The following is a 15,469-nucleotide window of genomic DNA, read 5'->3' as shown; positions in this document are numbered from 1 at the left end:
AAAGCCTTCGTAAATTTGACCATAAAAACACCCCATAAAAGTTGGATTTTTATGTCCAACTTTTATGGGGCAGTTCATCGAGCGGTCTTTTTTTGTAGTGTGAAGCACACCTGAACCGGGAAAGAAAAAGTTAGCGATTCCGGACCGTTTAGGAGATATGGTACGATGGGACAGCGGAAAGGGGAATCACCATGGCAATTGAACCGAAACGAGTGCGCCTCCGTCAGACGACGAAGATGAGTGAACTCGATGAGCCGATTGTGCTCGTCGCGGACGGTCTCTACTATGAGCTGAAGACCGGGTTCATCTTGACGTTCGACCAAGAGCGTGAGGACGGCATCGTCCCGACGACGTTGAAATATACGACCGGACGGCTCGCCCTCATCTGTAAAGGTCCGATCGAGATGAACCATTCTTTCATTGAAGGACGACTGACACAGAGTGTATATAAAAACCCATACATGTCGATGACGATGGCGACGACGACGGAACGCCTCGACGTAGCAGACGGCCGTTGCCGTTTCGACTATGCGTTATCGATGAACGACGATGTGGCAGGGACGTACGAAGTCGATGTCACTTGGACGTTTGAAGGAGGAGACGAAACATGAACTTTACAGAGCGAGTAAAAAAGATTGAAGAGATGCTGAACGAAGATTGGTTCGAGATGCTCGAGACGAACGAGGACGAGTACGAGGAGTGGCGCGGACGCCTTGAGGACCATGCCGAGCACGTCATCGGACACTACGAAAATGAGACCGGCGTCGATATGGACTCAGTCGACAAGCTGCTCCAATTGAACGACGAGTTCCCGCTCCTATACGGGGAGGACACGGTCCGGTTGTACCTCGCCTTGATCGAGGCACGGCCAGAGGATAAGTCGGTGTACGAGCGCTACGTCGATTACTTGGCTGCGATCGGGGACGCCTCACATGAGGAGTTTTTACGGTTCCACACGCTCGTCGACGCCGGGCGTCTAGATGAGGCGCGGAAGCTTGCGCCTGAAATGCCAAAACGATTAGGACTTGAAGGATAAGGCCGCATTGCGGTCTTTTTCATACACATTATTAGGGGGATTGCACATGTTGAGACTCGTCAAAACATCAAGTGAACAAAAAGAGCAAGTGTTAGCCTTGTTGAAAGAATGGCAGGAAGACGGGAGCGACATCGTCCCGACGACAATCCATAAAGATACAAGTGACTTTGACGCCTACGTCAAACGTTTACGTGACGCGGAAGATCGCGAAAAAATCGAGGACGGTTGGGTGCCGAGCACGACGTACTGGTTGACCGACGGGGAAGAACTGCTCGGGGCGGCGAACATTCGTCACGAGTTGAACGAACACTTGATGAACTTTGGCGGCCATATCGGTTACGGGATCAAACCGAGCGCGCGGGGACGGGGCCTCGCGACGAAACAGCTCGCGCTCGCCCTCGAGAAAGCGAGAGCACTCGGCATCGAGCGCGCCTTGATCACGTGTAATCAAACGAACGTCGCGTCGAAGCAAGTCATCTTGCGTAACGGCGGGGTGCCGGACACGTCGTTCACGGAAGAAGACGGGACCATCGTCGAGCGGTTTTGGATTGAGCTGAAAGGGTGACAAATAATGGGCGATTGGATTGTGGTATATTTGGCGGCCATCAATTTCTTCGGCATCTATTTGTTTCCGAAGGATCGCATCCCGTCGAAGAAGTGGTTCTCGTTTTCGAGCGGGATCGCCATCACGTATTTTTTCATGTATCTGCTCCCGTCGCTCAATAAGCGTCAAGACACGCTCCGTGTCGATTGGCTCGACCTTGCCTTGCCGTCAGAGATTTATGTCGTCAGCCTGATCGGTTTCACCGTCTTTTACGGGACGATGCGGTTTGTGCGGACCCCGCATTTCAAAGATGAGACGATTGATCGGACCGTCTCTTACTGGCTCCAAGTGACGCTCCTCACGGCGTACATGTCGTTCTCGGCATACGTCGTGACGGAGACGTCGGTGACGAACGTCGCTCAAATGTTTTACGCGACGGCGCTCGGCGTCCATTTTCTCGCCGTCGGTCACGACTTGTACCGCCATTATGGCGAGGTCTATTTGACGCAAGGCCGCTACTTTTTCACGGTCGGCATCCTCGTCACGGGATACGTCGCCCGTTACGTCGATTTGGCGTCGCACGTCGAGACGATCGCCTTCGCCTTCGTCGCCGGGGCGATGATTCTGAACATCGTCAAGTTCGAGCTGCCGGCGGACCGAAACTTGCATTTTCGGACGTTCGCGCTTGCCGTGACGATTTACGGGGGCCTGCTCCTCATCTTGAAGCACGTCCTCTATTTTTAAGTTCCACCAAGAAAATGAATGACTGTTCATTCATTGTTTGTTATACTGAACTCAAGATTGAATCCGTTTTCATAAGGGGGAGTTTTGGGGATGTCTACATTTTTAATCGTCAACTGGATTCTATTCTTGCTCGTCCTCGGCTATGGACTGTACTTGTTCGCCTCGCTGGTCTATCAGCGCTACACGTTCATCAAGCTCGGGAAGAAGGCAGAGTGGAGCCAAACGAATAAAGAACGGCTTGAACAAGTGATGATCAACGTGTTCGGGCAAAAGAAATTGTTGAAAGATAAGAAGAGCGGCATCATTCACGTCATGATGTTCTATGGGTTCATTCTCGTCCAGTTCGGGGCGATTGACTTCATTTGGAAAGGGCTCGCCGTCGGGACACGTTTCCCGCACGTGCCGCTCGGTCCGCTCTACCCGATCTTCACGTTCATGCAAGAAATCGTCATGCTCATGATTCTCGTCGCGGTCGTTTGGGGATTCTACCGCCGTTACATCGAGAAGCTCGTGCGCTTGAAGCGAAATTTCTTGGCCGGTCTCGCCCTCATCTTCATCGGTGGGTTGATGGTATCGGTCTTGTTCGGGAACGGGTTCTACCTTGTCTATAAAGAAGAGCTCCCGATGTGGGGCGAACCGGTTGCGACGATCATCGGCTCGGCGTTCGCTTGGGTGCCGGGAAGTGTCGCGTTCGCGCTCTTCGTCGTCTTCTGGTGGCTGCACTTGTTGTTCTTGCTCAGCTTCATGATTTATATCCCGCAAGGCAAGCACGCCCATTTGATCGCCGGCACGCTCAACGTCTGGCTCGGCCGGACGCACAAAGTCGGCCGTCTCGCCCCGGTCGATTTCTCGGCGATGGAAGAGGCGGAAGAGTCGGATGAAGAAATCGTCTTCGGGGTCAACAAGATTGAAGACTTCAATCAAAAACAACTCGTCGACTTATACGCCTGCGTCGAGTGCGGTCGTTGTACGAACGTCTGTCCGGCGACCGGTACCGGTAAGATGCTCTCGCCGATGGACTTGATCGTCAAACTGCGCGACCATATGAACATGAAAGGGGCCGCCATCACCCGGAAGTCACCGTGGGCCCCGGCACTCATGTTCCAAAACACGCAAGGTGCGGAGATAGCCGCGGCAGCGATGAACGGAAACATGCTCGTCGCTGATGAGTTGATCGGCAACGTCATCACGGAAGAAGAGATTTGGGCGTGCACGACGTGCCGGAACTGTGAAGACCAATGTCCGGTTATGAACGAACATGTCGATAAGATCATCGACCTGCGCCGTTACCTCGTCATGATGGAAGGAAAGATGGACCCGGAAGCGCAACGCACGGTCGCCAACATCGAGCGTCAAGGCAACCCGTGGGGAATGAACCGGAAAGAGCGCGAGAACTGGCGCAAAGACCGGGAAGAACTCGTCATCCCGACAGCGAAAGAGAAGAAAAAGGCCGGCGAAGAATTTGAATTCTTGTTCTGGGTCGGGGCGATGGGTTCTTACGACAGCCGTAGCCAAAAAGTCGCGCAAAGCTTCGCGAGCGTGTTGAACAAGGCCGGTGTCTCGTTCGCCATCCTCGGGAACGAAGAGAAGAACTCAGGCGACACGCCGCGCCGGATCGGGAACGAGTTGTTGTTCCAAGAGCTCGCCGAGGCGAACATCAAACTGTTCGAGAAATATGGCGTCACGAAAATCGTCACGGTCGACCCGCACGCGTACAACACGTTCAAGAACGAGTATCCGGACTTCGGCCTTACCGGGGTGAAAGTGTATCACCATACCGAGCTCCTCGCCGAACTGCTCGACACAGGTCGGGTCCAGCCGGACATGTCCGTGAACGAGCGCGTCGTCTACCACGACTCGTGCTATCTCGGACGTTATAACGGCATTTACGACGCACCGCGCTTCGTTCTGGAACGGATTCCGGGCGTCGAACTCGTCGAGGCAGAGCGCAACCGTGAGAACGGCATGTGCTGTGGGGCCGGCGGCGGTCTCATGTGGCAAGAAGAGAAAGTCGGGACGCGCGTCAACGTGGCCCGGACCGAGCAACTGCTCGAGACGAAACCGACCGTTATCGGATCGGCGTGTCCGTACTGCTTGACGATGCTGTCGGACGGGACGAAGGCGAAAGAAGTCGACGAGACGGTCGGCACGTTCGACGTCGTCGAACTGCTCGATCGCTCACTCGCACCGATCGACGTGCCTGAACCACTCGTCCAATAAGCTGTTGACCCGTTTCAGTTATGCTGAAGCGGGTCTTTTTAGTTTCGACAGGGTAAAATATCGGAATAAGAAAGATGAGACATTAAGCAGAGGAAGTGATCGTATGGTTGAAATGATGACGGACAATGAGATCGCCTTGGCCATCATCCAAGCGTTGAAAGACGGAAGACGCACCGAGTTCCAGCATATCGTCGATGAGTTGCAACCGTACGACGTCGCCCAACAGTACAAGCTGTTGCCGGGCAAGCATCAAAACAAGTTTTTGCTTTATTTGACACTCGAACAGATGACCGACATGATTCAAGAGCTCGATCAAACGACACGGCTCCAAGTGTTGCATCGGCTCGGGTTCGAGCGGACGTCTGAAGTGCTCGATTTGATGGAAAATGACGAGGTCACGTCGTTCATGTCCGAGCTCGACCCAGAGCGTGTCGAGGAACTGTTGTCGGAGATGAGACAGGAGGAGTCGAGCGTCGTCCAAAACATGATGACGTATCCGGAAGAGACAGCCGGGCGGCTCATGAACAACCGCTTCGTCTGGATTCCGGAGCACTATACGATTCGGCAAGCCGTCGACAAGTTGAAAGACTTTGCTGCACTCGCCGAGTATTTGAACTATTTGTATGTCGTCGACGAAGAGAAACGGCTCGTCGGTGTTATCTCATACAAAGACTTGATTTTGGCCGACATCGATGACGCCGTCGCCGACGTCATGTACAAACGTGTCGTCAAAGTCGATGTCATGACCGACCAAGAAGAAGTCGCCAAACTGATCAACCGGTACGACTTCATCTCGATCCCGGTCGTCGAGGACGGCGACCGGCTCGTCGGGATCATCACGGTCGATGACGTGCTCGATATCGTCATCCAAGAAGCGAACGAGGACATCGAGAAGCTGTCGGCTTCCGGTAAGGCGATCGACTTCGACACGAAGCCGCTCGTCGCCGCCTATCGCCGCTTGCCGTGGCTCATTTTGCTCTTATTCATCGGTTTGATTTCTGGCAGTATCATTGACGGGTTCTCAGGGACGCTCGAACAAGTCGTCGCGCTCGCGTTCTTCATGCCGATGATCGCCGGGATGACCGGGAACACGGGCACGCAGTCGCTCGCGGTCGTCGTAAGGGGTCTTGCGACGCGTGATCTGACGTTCCGCCAAGTGATCGCCCTCATCTTCCGTGAACTGTGGGTCGGGGTCATCATCGGAGTGACGTGTGCCGTCTTAATTGCCATCATCGCATTCGTATGGCAAGGCAGTTGGACGCTCGGCTTCGTCGTCGGCAGCTCTCTGCTCGCCACGCTCATCATCGGTACGCTCGCCGGGACGATCATTCCGCTCATCTTGTACAAATTGAACGTCGACCCGGCCGTCGCCTCGGGTCCGCTCATCACGACGATCAATGATATTTTATCGCTCCTCATCTACTTTGGGGTGGCGACCGCTTTTTTGGCGCGACTCATGTGAAAACACCCGGACAACGCTGTCCGGGTGTTCGTTTATTGTTCTGCTTTCGTCAAAAGCGATGACGTGAGATGAGACAACCCTTGTGTCGTCTCGTTGATCGCTGAAATCGTTTCGACCATTTGGCTCAAGTCTTCTTTGTTTCGTTCGAACGAGAGGGTGTAGTTGCCCATCTCATCTTTGACGGTCATGAAGCCTTCCTTGACCGCCCCGAGTTGACGCATCGCTTCATCGTTCGTTCGGTGCATCTGCCCCATCTGGTCAAGCAGGGCGGCGATGTTCGTTTCGTTCTCGTGGATGAGGCCATTGATTTGACTGCTCAGCTGTTTGGCGTTCTCGGCGAGCGTCCGTACCTCGGTCGCGACGACGGCGAACCCTTTGCCATGTTCACCGGCCCGGGCCGCTTCGATCGACGCGTTCAAAGCGAGCAAGTTCGTCTGGTTGGCGATTTGTTCGATGCTTCGGGTCATGTTGACGATCTCTTCGGATCCGGTCTTCAGCGCCGTGATTCGTTCGAGCGATGTATCGACGTACGTGGCCGAGCGCGTGAACTCGGATTCCATCTGTTCGATTTGCTGTCCGTTCGTTTCCGTGAGCGTCATCAAGTGCCGGCTCATCTGTTCCGTCTGTTCGGTCTCACGTAACACTTGGTGGGCCCGGTCGCTCGTCTCCGCCATGGCGCTACCGGTCCGTTCCATCGTTGTCGCGACTTCTGAACTGACATGACCGATATCGCTCAAAAGGGCGTCTCGGGCGACGCTCGCTGCCTCGATCTCATCAAGCCGCGCGTCGACGTACTGTTCGGTCACGATTTGTGCGTCAAGATTCATCGCATGGGACAAGGCGAGCAGTGCCTCGGTCATCGTGGCCGGGTCGTGTTGATAGTGCTCGACGACTTTCGGGACGAGGAGCGTGTTGAACGCCGCATACGTCGCGAGGAACCACGTGACCGGTACCGAATAATGGTGATGGGTCTGTCCCATGCGTTTTCGCATGGCGAGGAACTGGTCATCGATGTTTCCTGTGAGGAGGCTGCGGAAATACGCCGCGAACACGTTCTTCAACCGTTCGCGTGTCGAAGAGACGCTGGCGAGCTGGGCCATGTCAGGTTGTTGCATCAAGTGATCGAGCACGTTTTCTAGCACGTCGTCGAGCACAGACTCGACGAGCGGCGCCATCGCTTGCAGTCGTTTGACTTGGGCGGACGTGTAGCCCATGTAGTGGGCCCGGCCGTGAAGGTTCGGGTCGCTCGGTGTGGCGATCGTCGTCACATCCGGAAATTCGATGGAGGCGGTAAACGCAACGGGTGATGATTTTCGGAAAAGTGCCATGTTGTTTCTCCTTTTTCTCATGAAGCTAAAAGTATGTTCTCTTCTATATCGGCAAAATAGTGAAATAAGTGAGAAGTCGATGTGCAAGCGTGAAAATTCGGGAATGAGTCTTATAGATGTCGATGCACCCGTATGACGAAGGAGGCCAAAGTATGAAAAACATCTTCGTGTTGTTGACGATCGTCAGTGCACTCAGCAGTCAAATCTTGCCGCAAATTTTATTCCTTGCCGTCATGACACTCGGCGAGGGGGCAAGTCGGTTGATTCCGTTCATGATTTTCTATGTCGCCAGCATGTCGGGTCTTCTCGTCTGGATTTATGTTGTCGGTCGGTTTGGTTCGAAACAGACGTTTTTGGCAGCGCTATGCGTCTTAGTTGTCGGGCTCGGCTGTTGGTTTTTGCCGTTCTCCTGGGGTATCGAAGTGAGTGCGTTCCTCGTCGGTGTCGGGTCGATTGGGGTCGGCACGATGATGACGACGATTTTGTCCCAACTGAAGGAGTTTTCTCCCCAAAAGGAAGGGGGGAGCTCGCTTCCGCTCGTCGTCCTGCTCGTCGCGTGGATCGCCTTATTCTCATACGCGCTCACCCGTTCTTATGATTTTGCCGTCATCTTGTTTTTGATCAGTCTCATCTTGCCATGGCTGTTCGTTCGCAAGCTGCCGCTCGCGCGCGAAGCGACGTGGACGTTCTCGACGACGCTGTTTCTTCGGGCGTTCCTCGTCGTCACCGTCTTCACGCTCCTCAGCCGGCTCGTCAGTTTACTTGAAGGGATGCGCGGCTATCTCGAAATTTTCATCTTGACGTTGCTCCTCGTCAGCTATATTGTCTGGCTCATGTTGCAACGGAAGACGCGGGAGTATGTGACGGCGAAATCGACGCGGCAAGTTCAGTTTTTAGCGTATGCTGTCGGTCTGTTCGGTGGGTGGACGCTAATCGGGGCCGTCTTCACGAGCCTCGCCCTCTATTCGTTTGACGTGTTGCTCCTTTACGTCTTCATCCCGTTTTTGACGGGTGTCATCGGTTGGATATTGTTCGGACGGGTCGTGCCCGGCGTCAAGCGTCCGTATATGTTGTTGCTCGTCTCTTCATTCACGTTCTTTCTCGGGTTTTGGCATCCGGTCGCCTTCGTTCCGGTTTTATTCGTGAACGGCTATATTCAGACGATGTACTCGAGCGTCGGGCACGTGCACTTGTATGCGGCGTATAGTGAGAATAAAGAGTTCGCGGCGCTCGTCATGCAATTATGGAAGAAGTTCGGCATGGTCGTCGCCCAAGTGTCGCTCATGCTCGGCATCCTCGCGTATGGGTTGACGGTCGGTCAAACGATCAATGCCGACTTGTCGTTCGCCATCCCGAAAAATTGGATGGTAGGGGTGCTCGCGGTGACGTGGGGGGTGAACGTCGCCGTCATCACCGTCTACTGGCGTCAAATCGTCCGCAACTAAGTCGAAATAATTTTCTCTAGCTTTTTCATATCTCTTTTGTTTATAATGAGGAGTGATGTTTAACAAGTGACGGAAAAGGAGTGTCCTTTAATGAATAAATCGTTGATCGATTTCGTTTACGAGATTCTTCAAGAGACTGGCGAGCAACCAGTATCATTTGATGAGATCCGTGAGCAAATCAGACAAAACTATACGTTCGCCAGTGAAGAGGAAGAGCTCGAGAAAATCGCGCAACTCTACACGGACATGAACATCGACGGACTATTCGTCAACTTGGGAGCGAACCGTTGGGCGCTTCGTGTTTGGTATCCGTTCGATAAGTCGGACGAGGACCTCGTCATCGAGGCACGTCAACGCGGTGAGCTTGACGAGTTCGAAGAAGATCTCGATGAGACGGACGAAGGCATCGTCGATATCGAAGACGACCTTGACGTCTTTGCAAAAGGTGAAGATTTTGACGCATCTGAATTCGACACAGAAGATGACGCCGAAAAAGTTCCAGATCTCGACGAGTTCGAGGACGAGGACTTGGACGACGACCTCGATGTCGAAGATGAGGATGATTTATAAGAGACCGCAAAAAGCCGGGCATATGTCCCGGCTAGGCGTGTCTCTTTTTCTTTTTTGACGGTTCGTGAAAAAGAAAAAATAATAACTTGACGACTGCATCGTCTCTGACGTAAATTAGTCATGGGCTCGTTTAGCACATGCCGATGCAGCAAAAGTGTCCTCCATTTCAGTGGGGGCACTTTTGCTTTTTTTGTTTTTTCGTTTCCCAGCAATGGGCATTCAAGAGAGGAGAATGATGATGACAAAGTATATTTTCGTAACAGGTGGGGTAGTATCTTCACTCGGTAAAGGGATCACAGCCGCTTCACTCGCACGTTTGCTCAAAAACCGAGGATTGAACGTGACGATTCAAAAGTTTGACCCGTACATCAACATCGATCCGGGGACGATGAGCCCATACCAGCACGGGGAAGTGTTCGTCACAGACGACGGCGCCGAGACGGACCTTGACCTTGGACACTATGAGCGTTTCATCGACATCAACTTGTCGCAAAACGCGAACGTGACGTCAGGCCGGATCTACTCGACGGTCCTTAAAAAAGAGCGCCGTGGGGATTACAACGGTGGTACCGTCCAAGTCATCCCGCACATCACGAACGAGATTAAAGACCGTGTCTTCCGCGCCGGTCGCGAGACGAACGCGGACGTCGTCATCACGGAGATTGGCGGAACAGTCGGTGACATCGAGTCGCTTCCGTTCATCGAAGCCATTCGTCAAGTGAAAAACGACATCGGCAAAGAGAACGTCATGTACGTCCACTGTACGCTCGTCCCTTACTTGCGGGCGGCCGGTGAGATGAAGACGAAACCGACGCAACATAGCGTCAAAGAGCTCCGCAGTTACGGGATTCAGCCTGACATCATCGTGCTCCGTACTGAGCACGATATTCCGGAAGACATGCGTGAAAAGATCGCCCTCTTCTGTGACACACGTAAAGAAGCGGTCATCGAGGCGCAAGATGCGTCGACGTTGTACGAAGTGCCGCTCAACCTTCAAAAGCAAGGCATGGACCAGCTCGTCAACGACTACTTCGGTTTCAACACGCCGGAAGCGGATATGACAGCTTGGAAAGAACTCGTCCACACGGTGACGCACCTCGAGAAGAAAGTGAAGATCGCGCTCGTCGGGAAATACGTCGAGCTCCGTGACGCCTACATCTCGGTCGCGGAATCGCTCAAACATGCCGGTTATGCGTTCAACGCCGACATCGACATCGACTGGGTCAACGCTGAAGACGTGACGGCCGAAAACGTCGAGACGATGCTTGGTGACGCTGACGGGATCCTCGTCCCTGGCGGTTTCGGGGAACGCGGCATCGAAGGGAAAATCGAAGCGACGCGCTACGCACGTGAGAACAACGTCCCGTTCTTCGGGATTTGTCTCGGGATGCAACTCGCGACGGTCGAGTTCGCCCGTAACGTGTTGAAGTTGGACGGTGCCCACTCGGCAGAAATCGATCCATCGACGGACTATCCGATCATCGATTTGCTTCCGGAGCAAAAAGACATCGAAGACCTCGGCGGCACGCTCCGTCTCGGTCTTTATCCGTGTAAGCTCGAGCCGGGCACAAAAGCGCACGCCGCTTACAACCAAGAGCTCGTCTATGAGCGTCACCGCCATCGTTATGAGTTCAACAACGAATATCGTGAAGCGTTCGAGGCGGAAGGGTTCAAGTTCTCAGGGACGAGCCCGGACGGTCGTCTCGTCGAGATCATCGAGATCCCGGAACACAAGTGGTTCGTCGCGTCACAATTCCACCCAGAATTGATTTCGCGTCCAGAGCGCCCGCAGCGCTTGTTCCACGACTTCATCAAAGCCTCACTCGGCGAATGAGTGGCAAGTCACAGTCTATGACTGTGGCTTTTTTCTCGGCCAAAAGGCTGAAGGGGCGTGACTGCTTCCGGTGGATACATGATGCCTGAAATCCGGGTACACTAAGAGTAGAAACGGGAGAGGGCGATGCGATATGCGGGAACGATGGATGATTTATGGAGGATATGGGATGGCGCTCGTCCTGCTCAGCCTGTTGCCGTTCGTCGTCTTGCCGACGCTGTTGTTGCCGTATCAGCTCGGCTGGAGCGGCGTCGTCCTGCTCGCCCTCTCGATTGGGTTGTTGCGTTCGATTCGGGACGGGTCGAACACGTATTTGAAGCAGATGTTGAAAGTGACGTTCAGCCTGTTTTTGTTGTTCGTCTTCATCTATTACGTCTCGTTCGGTCTCATCCTTTACGACACGTACGGGCTCGATCGACTGCTCGAACGCTACGAAGATCAAGCGCTGCTCGTGTTCGCCGCCTTCAGTTTCTTGCAACCGATCGCCTTGCCGGTCCCCGAGGCGGTCAGTGTGCCGATCGGGAGTGTCGCCCTCGGGCCGCTGCGGGCGGCCCTTGTCGGCAGTGTCGCGACGACGCTCGGTATTCTCGTCATGTACGGGTTTGCCCGTTTCGGTCGTGGGCGGGTCATGCGTTTCCTCGATGCGGACAAGCTCGCGACGTACGACCGCTACGTCGACAAGTACGGGCTTGGCGTCTTGCTCGTCTTGTTCATCATCCCCGTCTTGCCGGATGAGGTCATCTGTCTCGCGGCCGGCTTCAGCCGGGTGCCGTTCGTCCGCTTTCTAATCATCGCGGCGTCCGCCAAGCTCGTGACGTCATTCGGTCTCGCCTATTCGGTCACACTCGGTGAGTTGTTCATTACCGGGGCGAGTCCGTTCGCTATCGTCTCGGTCACGGCGAGCCTCATTCTCGTCATGCTCGCCCTCGTTTGGCGCAGACGAAAAAAAGGAGATTCGAACTGACGCCTTGAAAGAGTGAAGAGCACAGATCGAGAGGGAGAGAGCATGAGTCCTAATAACACGTTACAGATTCGGCCGATTGAGGCACGCGACTTAGATCGCATTTGGGAATTGATTTATAAAGACGAAACGCCGGAATGGAAGCGCTGGGACGCCCCGTATTTTGAACATCGGGCCATCCCGTACGAGACGTACCGCCAAGACGCGGAAGGACACATCGGTCGCGAAGACATGTGGGTCATCGAAGTGGGGGGAACGGTGTACGGGACGGTTTCCTCCTATTATGAGGACGCCGGGAAAGAGTGGCTCGAAGTCGGGATCATCTTGCATCAATCCGACCGCTGGAACCGTGGCCTCGGCACTCGGGCGCTCACGCTTTGGGTGAATCATTTGTTTACGACGCGTTCGACGGTCCGGGTCGGTTTGACGACATGGTCCGGCAACGAGCGGATGATGCGCGTCGCCGAAAAGGTCGGCATGCAGCTTGAAGGAAGGATTCGCAACGTGCGTGTCGTCGACGGCGTGCGGTATGACTCGATTCGCATGGGCATGCTTCGTGAAGAATGGCAAGAACAACAAAAGCGCAACGTCTCAAATTGAGGCGTTGCGCTTTTTAAAGGTGGAACAGCTGGCGATATTGGAGCGGCGTCATCCGCTTATACGATTTGAACGTGTTGATATAGGCCGTGCAGGACACGAAGCGGAACTTTTCGCCAATCGCGCAAATCGGCTCGTTCGTGCCGAGCAAGTCGGCGATTGACGCGTCGATGCGTCGTCGTCGAATCCGTTCCGGGACGCTCTCGCCGACTTCTTGTTTGAAGAGGGCGGACAAATAGTTGTTTGAGAGGCCGACTTGATTGGCAATCCAAGGGAGCGACAACGTGTCGTCTTTTAAATGTTCTTCGATCAACTGTAGCGTAGCCGATACACTCGGGTTCGTCGACACGGGCGGGGATAGGAACGCGGTCATTTTCGACAGATACTCGACGATGACGGGAATCGCGTACAAGAAGTCGAGTGTCGTCTCCAATTCATCGATTAACGTCAACAAGGCGCTCGTATAGGTGAGTGCGGTCTGCACGTTCGGATTGTCGACCGGGATGAGACGGATGATGTGATAGACGAGCCCTCGATAATAGAAGCGGACGCTCACATACTCATCCTCCGTCGGCAATGTCAATAAATCGAGCGTCAACGTCTCGAGTAACTGTTCGGCCCGGTCCGGATGGGCGTTTCGGAGCGCAGTTACAATTTTTTGATCAAGTTTGTAAAAGTTGTCGACATGGGAAAAATCATCGAACAAATTCTTATCTCGATGCAGGTGGTGGAGAAATTGACGTTTGATCTTCTTTTCCAAACGGTACTTTCACTTCTTTCCTCATTCATTTGTCGGTTCGTGGGTCTTGCCGTTTCGTCGTTTGCTTCAGCTCGGCAATCTCTTTCGTGAGTACTTCTTCACGAGCACGCGTAGCGGCCTCGAGCTGTTCTTCGAGCGCCTTGCTTTTTTGACGATACGTTTCAGCGACTTGTTTTGTTCGTCGTTGGTGTTGATTGAGTTGCTTGTTATGAGCATCGAGATCAGTTGCCTTTTTAGTCATACATATCCCCCCTTCATAAGACGGATAAACAGACAGAAAACGTTGTCATACCGCTAGTTCAACGAGAATTGCCTGTCTGCATTTAGCTTACGAACGGAAATGATACTTGAAAAGTTAGGTCAACTGAAAAGGAGACGTGAAAACGAATAAAAATGTGTCTGAAATGTGACGAAAGAGATTGTGAACATCACTCGAATTATTTTTTGGAGGACAAATAACGTTGACGTTAATTTGTCAACATCGTTAGTAGCCTTTCTGCTACAATCGAAACGATGAAAATTGAATAGGAGAGAGAACAATGAAACGAAATTTGTTGCTTGTCATGCTGATTTTGTTAGGGGTGGGAACTTGGTACTATATGGCGGGGGCAGCTCCGACGACAAAAAAAGTACCGACGCCTTCTTTCACCGGCAAGTATCCAGGGCTCTATTTGACGGTCGAAAGTGAACAGACGAGACAATATACGACAGCAGTGTCCGTTCCAAAAACCGATCATGACAACTTGAATGAGATGCTCGACAATTTCATTACGGCAAAAAAAGAAGATTTTCAAAAACATCTTATGTTGAGTAGTGGGCAGCTAGGCCATTTTAACATCCAAACCACGCCATATCAGACGAGTAAGTCATCTTACACACTAGTCCTGCACACGTACGCGTTTATGGGAGGAGCGAACGGTCAAACGACGGTAGATGTGTTCCACCTAGATATTGAGGAAGGGAAGCTTCTTGAATGGGGAGACGTGTTTCGTAATGATGAAGACACGCTAACGTGGTTCCGGTCGAGCGTGGCCGAACAGTTACATAGCAACGAATATGTGTTTGAAGAGCTTGTCGAAGAGGCGCTTTCTGATCCAAAGACGATGAAATGGGCGCTCACTTCAACGGGGTTGACAGTATGGTTCGACGAATACGAAGTGGCGGCCGGAGCGGCGGGTGTTGTGGAAGTTCACATCCCCCTCGAAGCTGTCACCCCATACGTGATGACACAGATTAGCGAGCAAGCGGACGAAAAAGCCGAAGGGACGATGATCATTCCGTCACGTCCATCGCTCAACCCGGACGGAAAATACGTCGCTTTGACGTTCGATGACGGTCCGCATCCGACGGTGACCCCGAAAGTGCTTGAAGCACTCGAGGCATATGATGCGCGCGCGACGTTTTTCATGCTTGGCAGTCAAATCGAATTTTATCCGGATGTGGCAAAAGCGGTCGCGGCGGCAGGGCACGAGCTGGCCAACCATACGGAGCATCATCCGAACTTAGCCCAATTGACTCCTGACGGAATTGAAGCCGAGCTTGAGAGAGTGGATGAGCGAATTGAACAGCTCGTCGGCGAACGGGCGAAACTCGTCCGTCCACCATATGGAGCTAAAAATGAAGAAGTGGAACGAATCGTTGAAATGCGTGGGCAGACGCTCGCGTTATGGACGGTTGATTCGCTCGACTGGAGTCACCGCAATCCAACCGAGATGCAAAAACTGATTGTAGACGGAATCCATCCGAATGCGGTCGTGCTTATGCATGACATTCACGCCTCGACGGCGGAAGGATTGCCGCGTGTCCTTGCCTCGCTCGAACGTGAAGGGTACGAGTTCGTGACGATGAGCGAGTTGTTGACCATCCAATAAAAAAAGCCCGCAAATCGCTGAACTGAACCAAAAAAGTTAGACACTAAATAATTTGTCAGGCGACTTCGAGAACCTGGGTCCGGTATTCCACCGGGCT

Annotated in this window: 15 protein-coding genes; 12 read left to right on the top strand and 3 right to left on the bottom strand. The window is 53.2% G+C overall.

The features are described from left to right. Window positions 1–191: 191 nt before the first annotated feature. From L971_RS03105 to mgtE, 6 genes are all read left to right on the top strand, one after another. Window positions 192–611 carry a DUF1934 domain-containing protein gene (locus L971_RS03105; protein WP_024371111.1) on the top strand — a complete coding sequence of 140 codons (420 nt, stop codon included), beginning with the start codon at window positions 192–194 and terminating at the stop codon, window positions 609–611. After that, entirely contained in the window at window positions 608–1,036 is a 429-nt protein-coding gene (locus tag L971_RS03100) for a hypothetical protein (RefSeq protein ID WP_024371110.1), read from the top strand. Before L971_RS03105 ends, L971_RS03100 begins: the two co-directional genes overlap by 4 nt. Window positions 1,037–1,082: 46 nt before the next feature. Further along, window positions 1,083–1,601 (top strand): GNAT family N-acetyltransferase, encoded by a 519-nt coding sequence (locus tag L971_RS03095; protein ID WP_024371109.1) that lies wholly within the window; start codon window positions 1,083–1,085, stop codon window positions 1,599–1,601. Between the two features lie 6 nt (window positions 1,602–1,607). Then, window positions 1,608–2,324 (top strand): hypothetical protein, encoded by a 717-nt coding sequence (locus L971_RS03090; protein WP_024371108.1) that lies wholly within the window; start codon window positions 1,608–1,610, stop codon window positions 2,322–2,324. A 90-nt stretch (window positions 2,325–2,414) separates the two neighbouring features. After that, window positions 2,415–4,544 (top strand): (Fe-S)-binding protein, encoded by a 2,130-nt coding sequence (locus L971_RS03085; RefSeq protein WP_024371107.1) that lies wholly within the window; start codon window positions 2,415–2,417, stop codon window positions 4,542–4,544. A gap of 103 nt (window positions 4,545–4,647) precedes the next feature. Continuing rightward, window positions 4,648–6,006 carry a magnesium transporter gene (gene mgtE, locus L971_RS03080; RefSeq protein WP_024371106.1) on the top strand — a complete coding sequence of 453 codons (1,359 nt, stop codon included), beginning with the start codon at window positions 4,648–4,650 and terminating at the stop codon, window positions 6,004–6,006. Between the two features lie 32 nt (window positions 6,007–6,038). On the opposite strand, the gene L971_RS03075 is transcribed toward mgtE, so the two are convergent. Then, a complete protein-coding gene (locus tag L971_RS03075) occupies window positions 6,039–7,334 on the bottom strand; it encodes a protoglobin domain-containing protein (RefSeq protein ID WP_047374278.1) in 1,296 nt (431 codons plus the stop codon). A gap of 152 nt (window positions 7,335–7,486) precedes the next feature. Between L971_RS03075 and L971_RS03070 the strand changes: the two genes are divergently transcribed. From L971_RS03070 to L971_RS03050, 5 genes are all read left to right on the top strand, one after another. Further along, complete coding sequence (locus L971_RS03070; protein WP_047374275.1) at window positions 7,487–8,779, top strand: hypothetical protein; 1,293 nt, start codon at window positions 7,487–7,489, stop codon at window positions 8,777–8,779. A 90-nt stretch (window positions 8,780–8,869) separates the two neighbouring features. Continuing rightward, window positions 8,870–9,349 carry a DNA-directed RNA polymerase subunit delta gene (gene rpoE, locus L971_RS03065; protein ID WP_024371103.1) on the top strand — a complete coding sequence of 160 codons (480 nt, stop codon included), beginning with the start codon at window positions 8,870–8,872 and terminating at the stop codon, window positions 9,347–9,349. Window positions 9,350–9,587: 238 nt separating this feature from the next. Beyond that, a complete protein-coding gene (locus tag L971_RS03060) occupies window positions 9,588–11,183 on the top strand; it encodes a CTP synthase (protein ID WP_024371102.1) in 1,596 nt (531 codons plus the stop codon). Window positions 11,184–11,316: 133 nt separating this feature from the next. Next, entirely contained in the window at window positions 11,317–12,147 is an 831-nt protein-coding gene (locus tag L971_RS03055; RefSeq protein WP_047374273.1) for a TVP38/TMEM64 family protein, read from the top strand. Between the two features lie 42 nt (window positions 12,148–12,189). Continuing rightward, on the top strand, window positions 12,190–12,744 hold the full coding sequence (locus L971_RS03050) for a GNAT family N-acetyltransferase (RefSeq protein WP_047374271.1): 555 nt from the start codon (window positions 12,190–12,192) through the stop codon (window positions 12,742–12,744). A gap of 13 nt (window positions 12,745–12,757) precedes the next feature. Here L971_RS03050 and L971_RS14780 read toward each other — a convergent pair whose 3' ends face one another. Continuing rightward, complete coding sequence (locus tag L971_RS14780) at window positions 12,758–13,501, bottom strand: helix-turn-helix transcriptional regulator (RefSeq protein WP_052200246.1); 744 nt, start codon at window positions 13,499–13,501, stop codon at window positions 12,758–12,760. A gap of 25 nt (window positions 13,502–13,526) precedes the next feature. Next, on the bottom strand, window positions 13,527–13,742 hold the full coding sequence (locus tag L971_RS03040; protein WP_047374269.1) for a hypothetical protein: 216 nt from the start codon (window positions 13,740–13,742) through the stop codon (window positions 13,527–13,529). Between the two features lie 298 nt (window positions 13,743–14,040). On the opposite strand from L971_RS03040, the gene L971_RS03035 reads away from it, so the two are divergent. Continuing rightward, window positions 14,041–15,372 carry a polysaccharide deacetylase family protein gene (locus L971_RS03035; protein WP_047374266.1) on the top strand — a complete coding sequence of 444 codons (1,332 nt, stop codon included), beginning with the start codon at window positions 14,041–14,043 and terminating at the stop codon, window positions 15,370–15,372. Window positions 15,373–15,469: the final 97 nt, after the last annotated feature.

The sequence above is a fragment of the Exiguobacterium sp. ZOR0005 genome, from assembly GCF_000798975.1.
GTDB classification, from domain to species: Bacteria; Bacillota; Bacilli; order Exiguobacteriales; family Exiguobacteriaceae; genus Exiguobacterium; species Exiguobacterium aurantiacum.
This window is presented reverse-complemented; position numbering and strand designations above follow the sequence as displayed.

What these genes read in the sequence shown, in the direction of transcription:
- L971_RS03105 (WP_024371111.1), top strand. Translation starts at nt 192, where the DNA reads ATGGCAATTGAACCGAAACGAGTGCGCCTCCGTCAGACGACGAAGATG.
- L971_RS03100 (WP_024371110.1), top strand. Translation starts at nt 608, where the DNA reads ATGAACTTTACAGAGCGAGTAAAAAAGATTGAAGAGATGCTGAACGAA.
- L971_RS03095 (WP_024371109.1), top strand. Translation starts at nt 1,083, where the DNA reads ATGTTGAGACTCGTCAAAACATCAAGTGAACAAAAAGAGCAAGTGTTA.
- L971_RS03090 (WP_024371108.1), top strand. Translation starts at nt 1,608, where the DNA reads ATGGGCGATTGGATTGTGGTATATTTGGCGGCCATCAATTTCTTCGGC.
- L971_RS03085 (WP_024371107.1), top strand. Translation starts at nt 2,415, where the DNA reads ATGTCTACATTTTTAATCGTCAACTGGATTCTATTCTTGCTCGTCCTC.
- mgtE (WP_024371106.1), top strand. Translation starts at nt 4,648, where the DNA reads ATGGTTGAAATGATGACGGACAATGAGATCGCCTTGGCCATCATCCAA.
- L971_RS03075 (WP_047374278.1), bottom strand. Translation starts at nt 7,334, where the DNA reads ATGGCACTTTTCCGAAAATCATCACCCGTTGCGTTTACCGCCTCCATC.
- L971_RS03070 (WP_047374275.1), top strand. Translation starts at nt 7,487, where the DNA reads ATGAAAAACATCTTCGTGTTGTTGACGATCGTCAGTGCACTCAGCAGT.
- rpoE (WP_024371103.1), top strand. Translation starts at nt 8,870, where the DNA reads ATGAATAAATCGTTGATCGATTTCGTTTACGAGATTCTTCAAGAGACT.
- L971_RS03060 (WP_024371102.1), top strand. Translation starts at nt 9,588, where the DNA reads ATGACAAAGTATATTTTCGTAACAGGTGGGGTAGTATCTTCACTCGGT.
- L971_RS03055 (WP_047374273.1), top strand. Translation starts at nt 11,317, where the DNA reads ATGCGGGAACGATGGATGATTTATGGAGGATATGGGATGGCGCTCGTC.
- L971_RS03050 (WP_047374271.1), top strand. Translation starts at nt 12,190, where the DNA reads ATGAGTCCTAATAACACGTTACAGATTCGGCCGATTGAGGCACGCGAC.
- L971_RS03040 (WP_047374269.1), bottom strand. Translation starts at nt 13,742, where the DNA reads ATGACTAAAAAGGCAACTGATCTCGATGCTCATAACAAGCAACTCAAT.
- L971_RS03035 (WP_047374266.1), top strand. Translation starts at nt 14,041, where the DNA reads ATGAAACGAAATTTGTTGCTTGTCATGCTGATTTTGTTAGGGGTGGGA.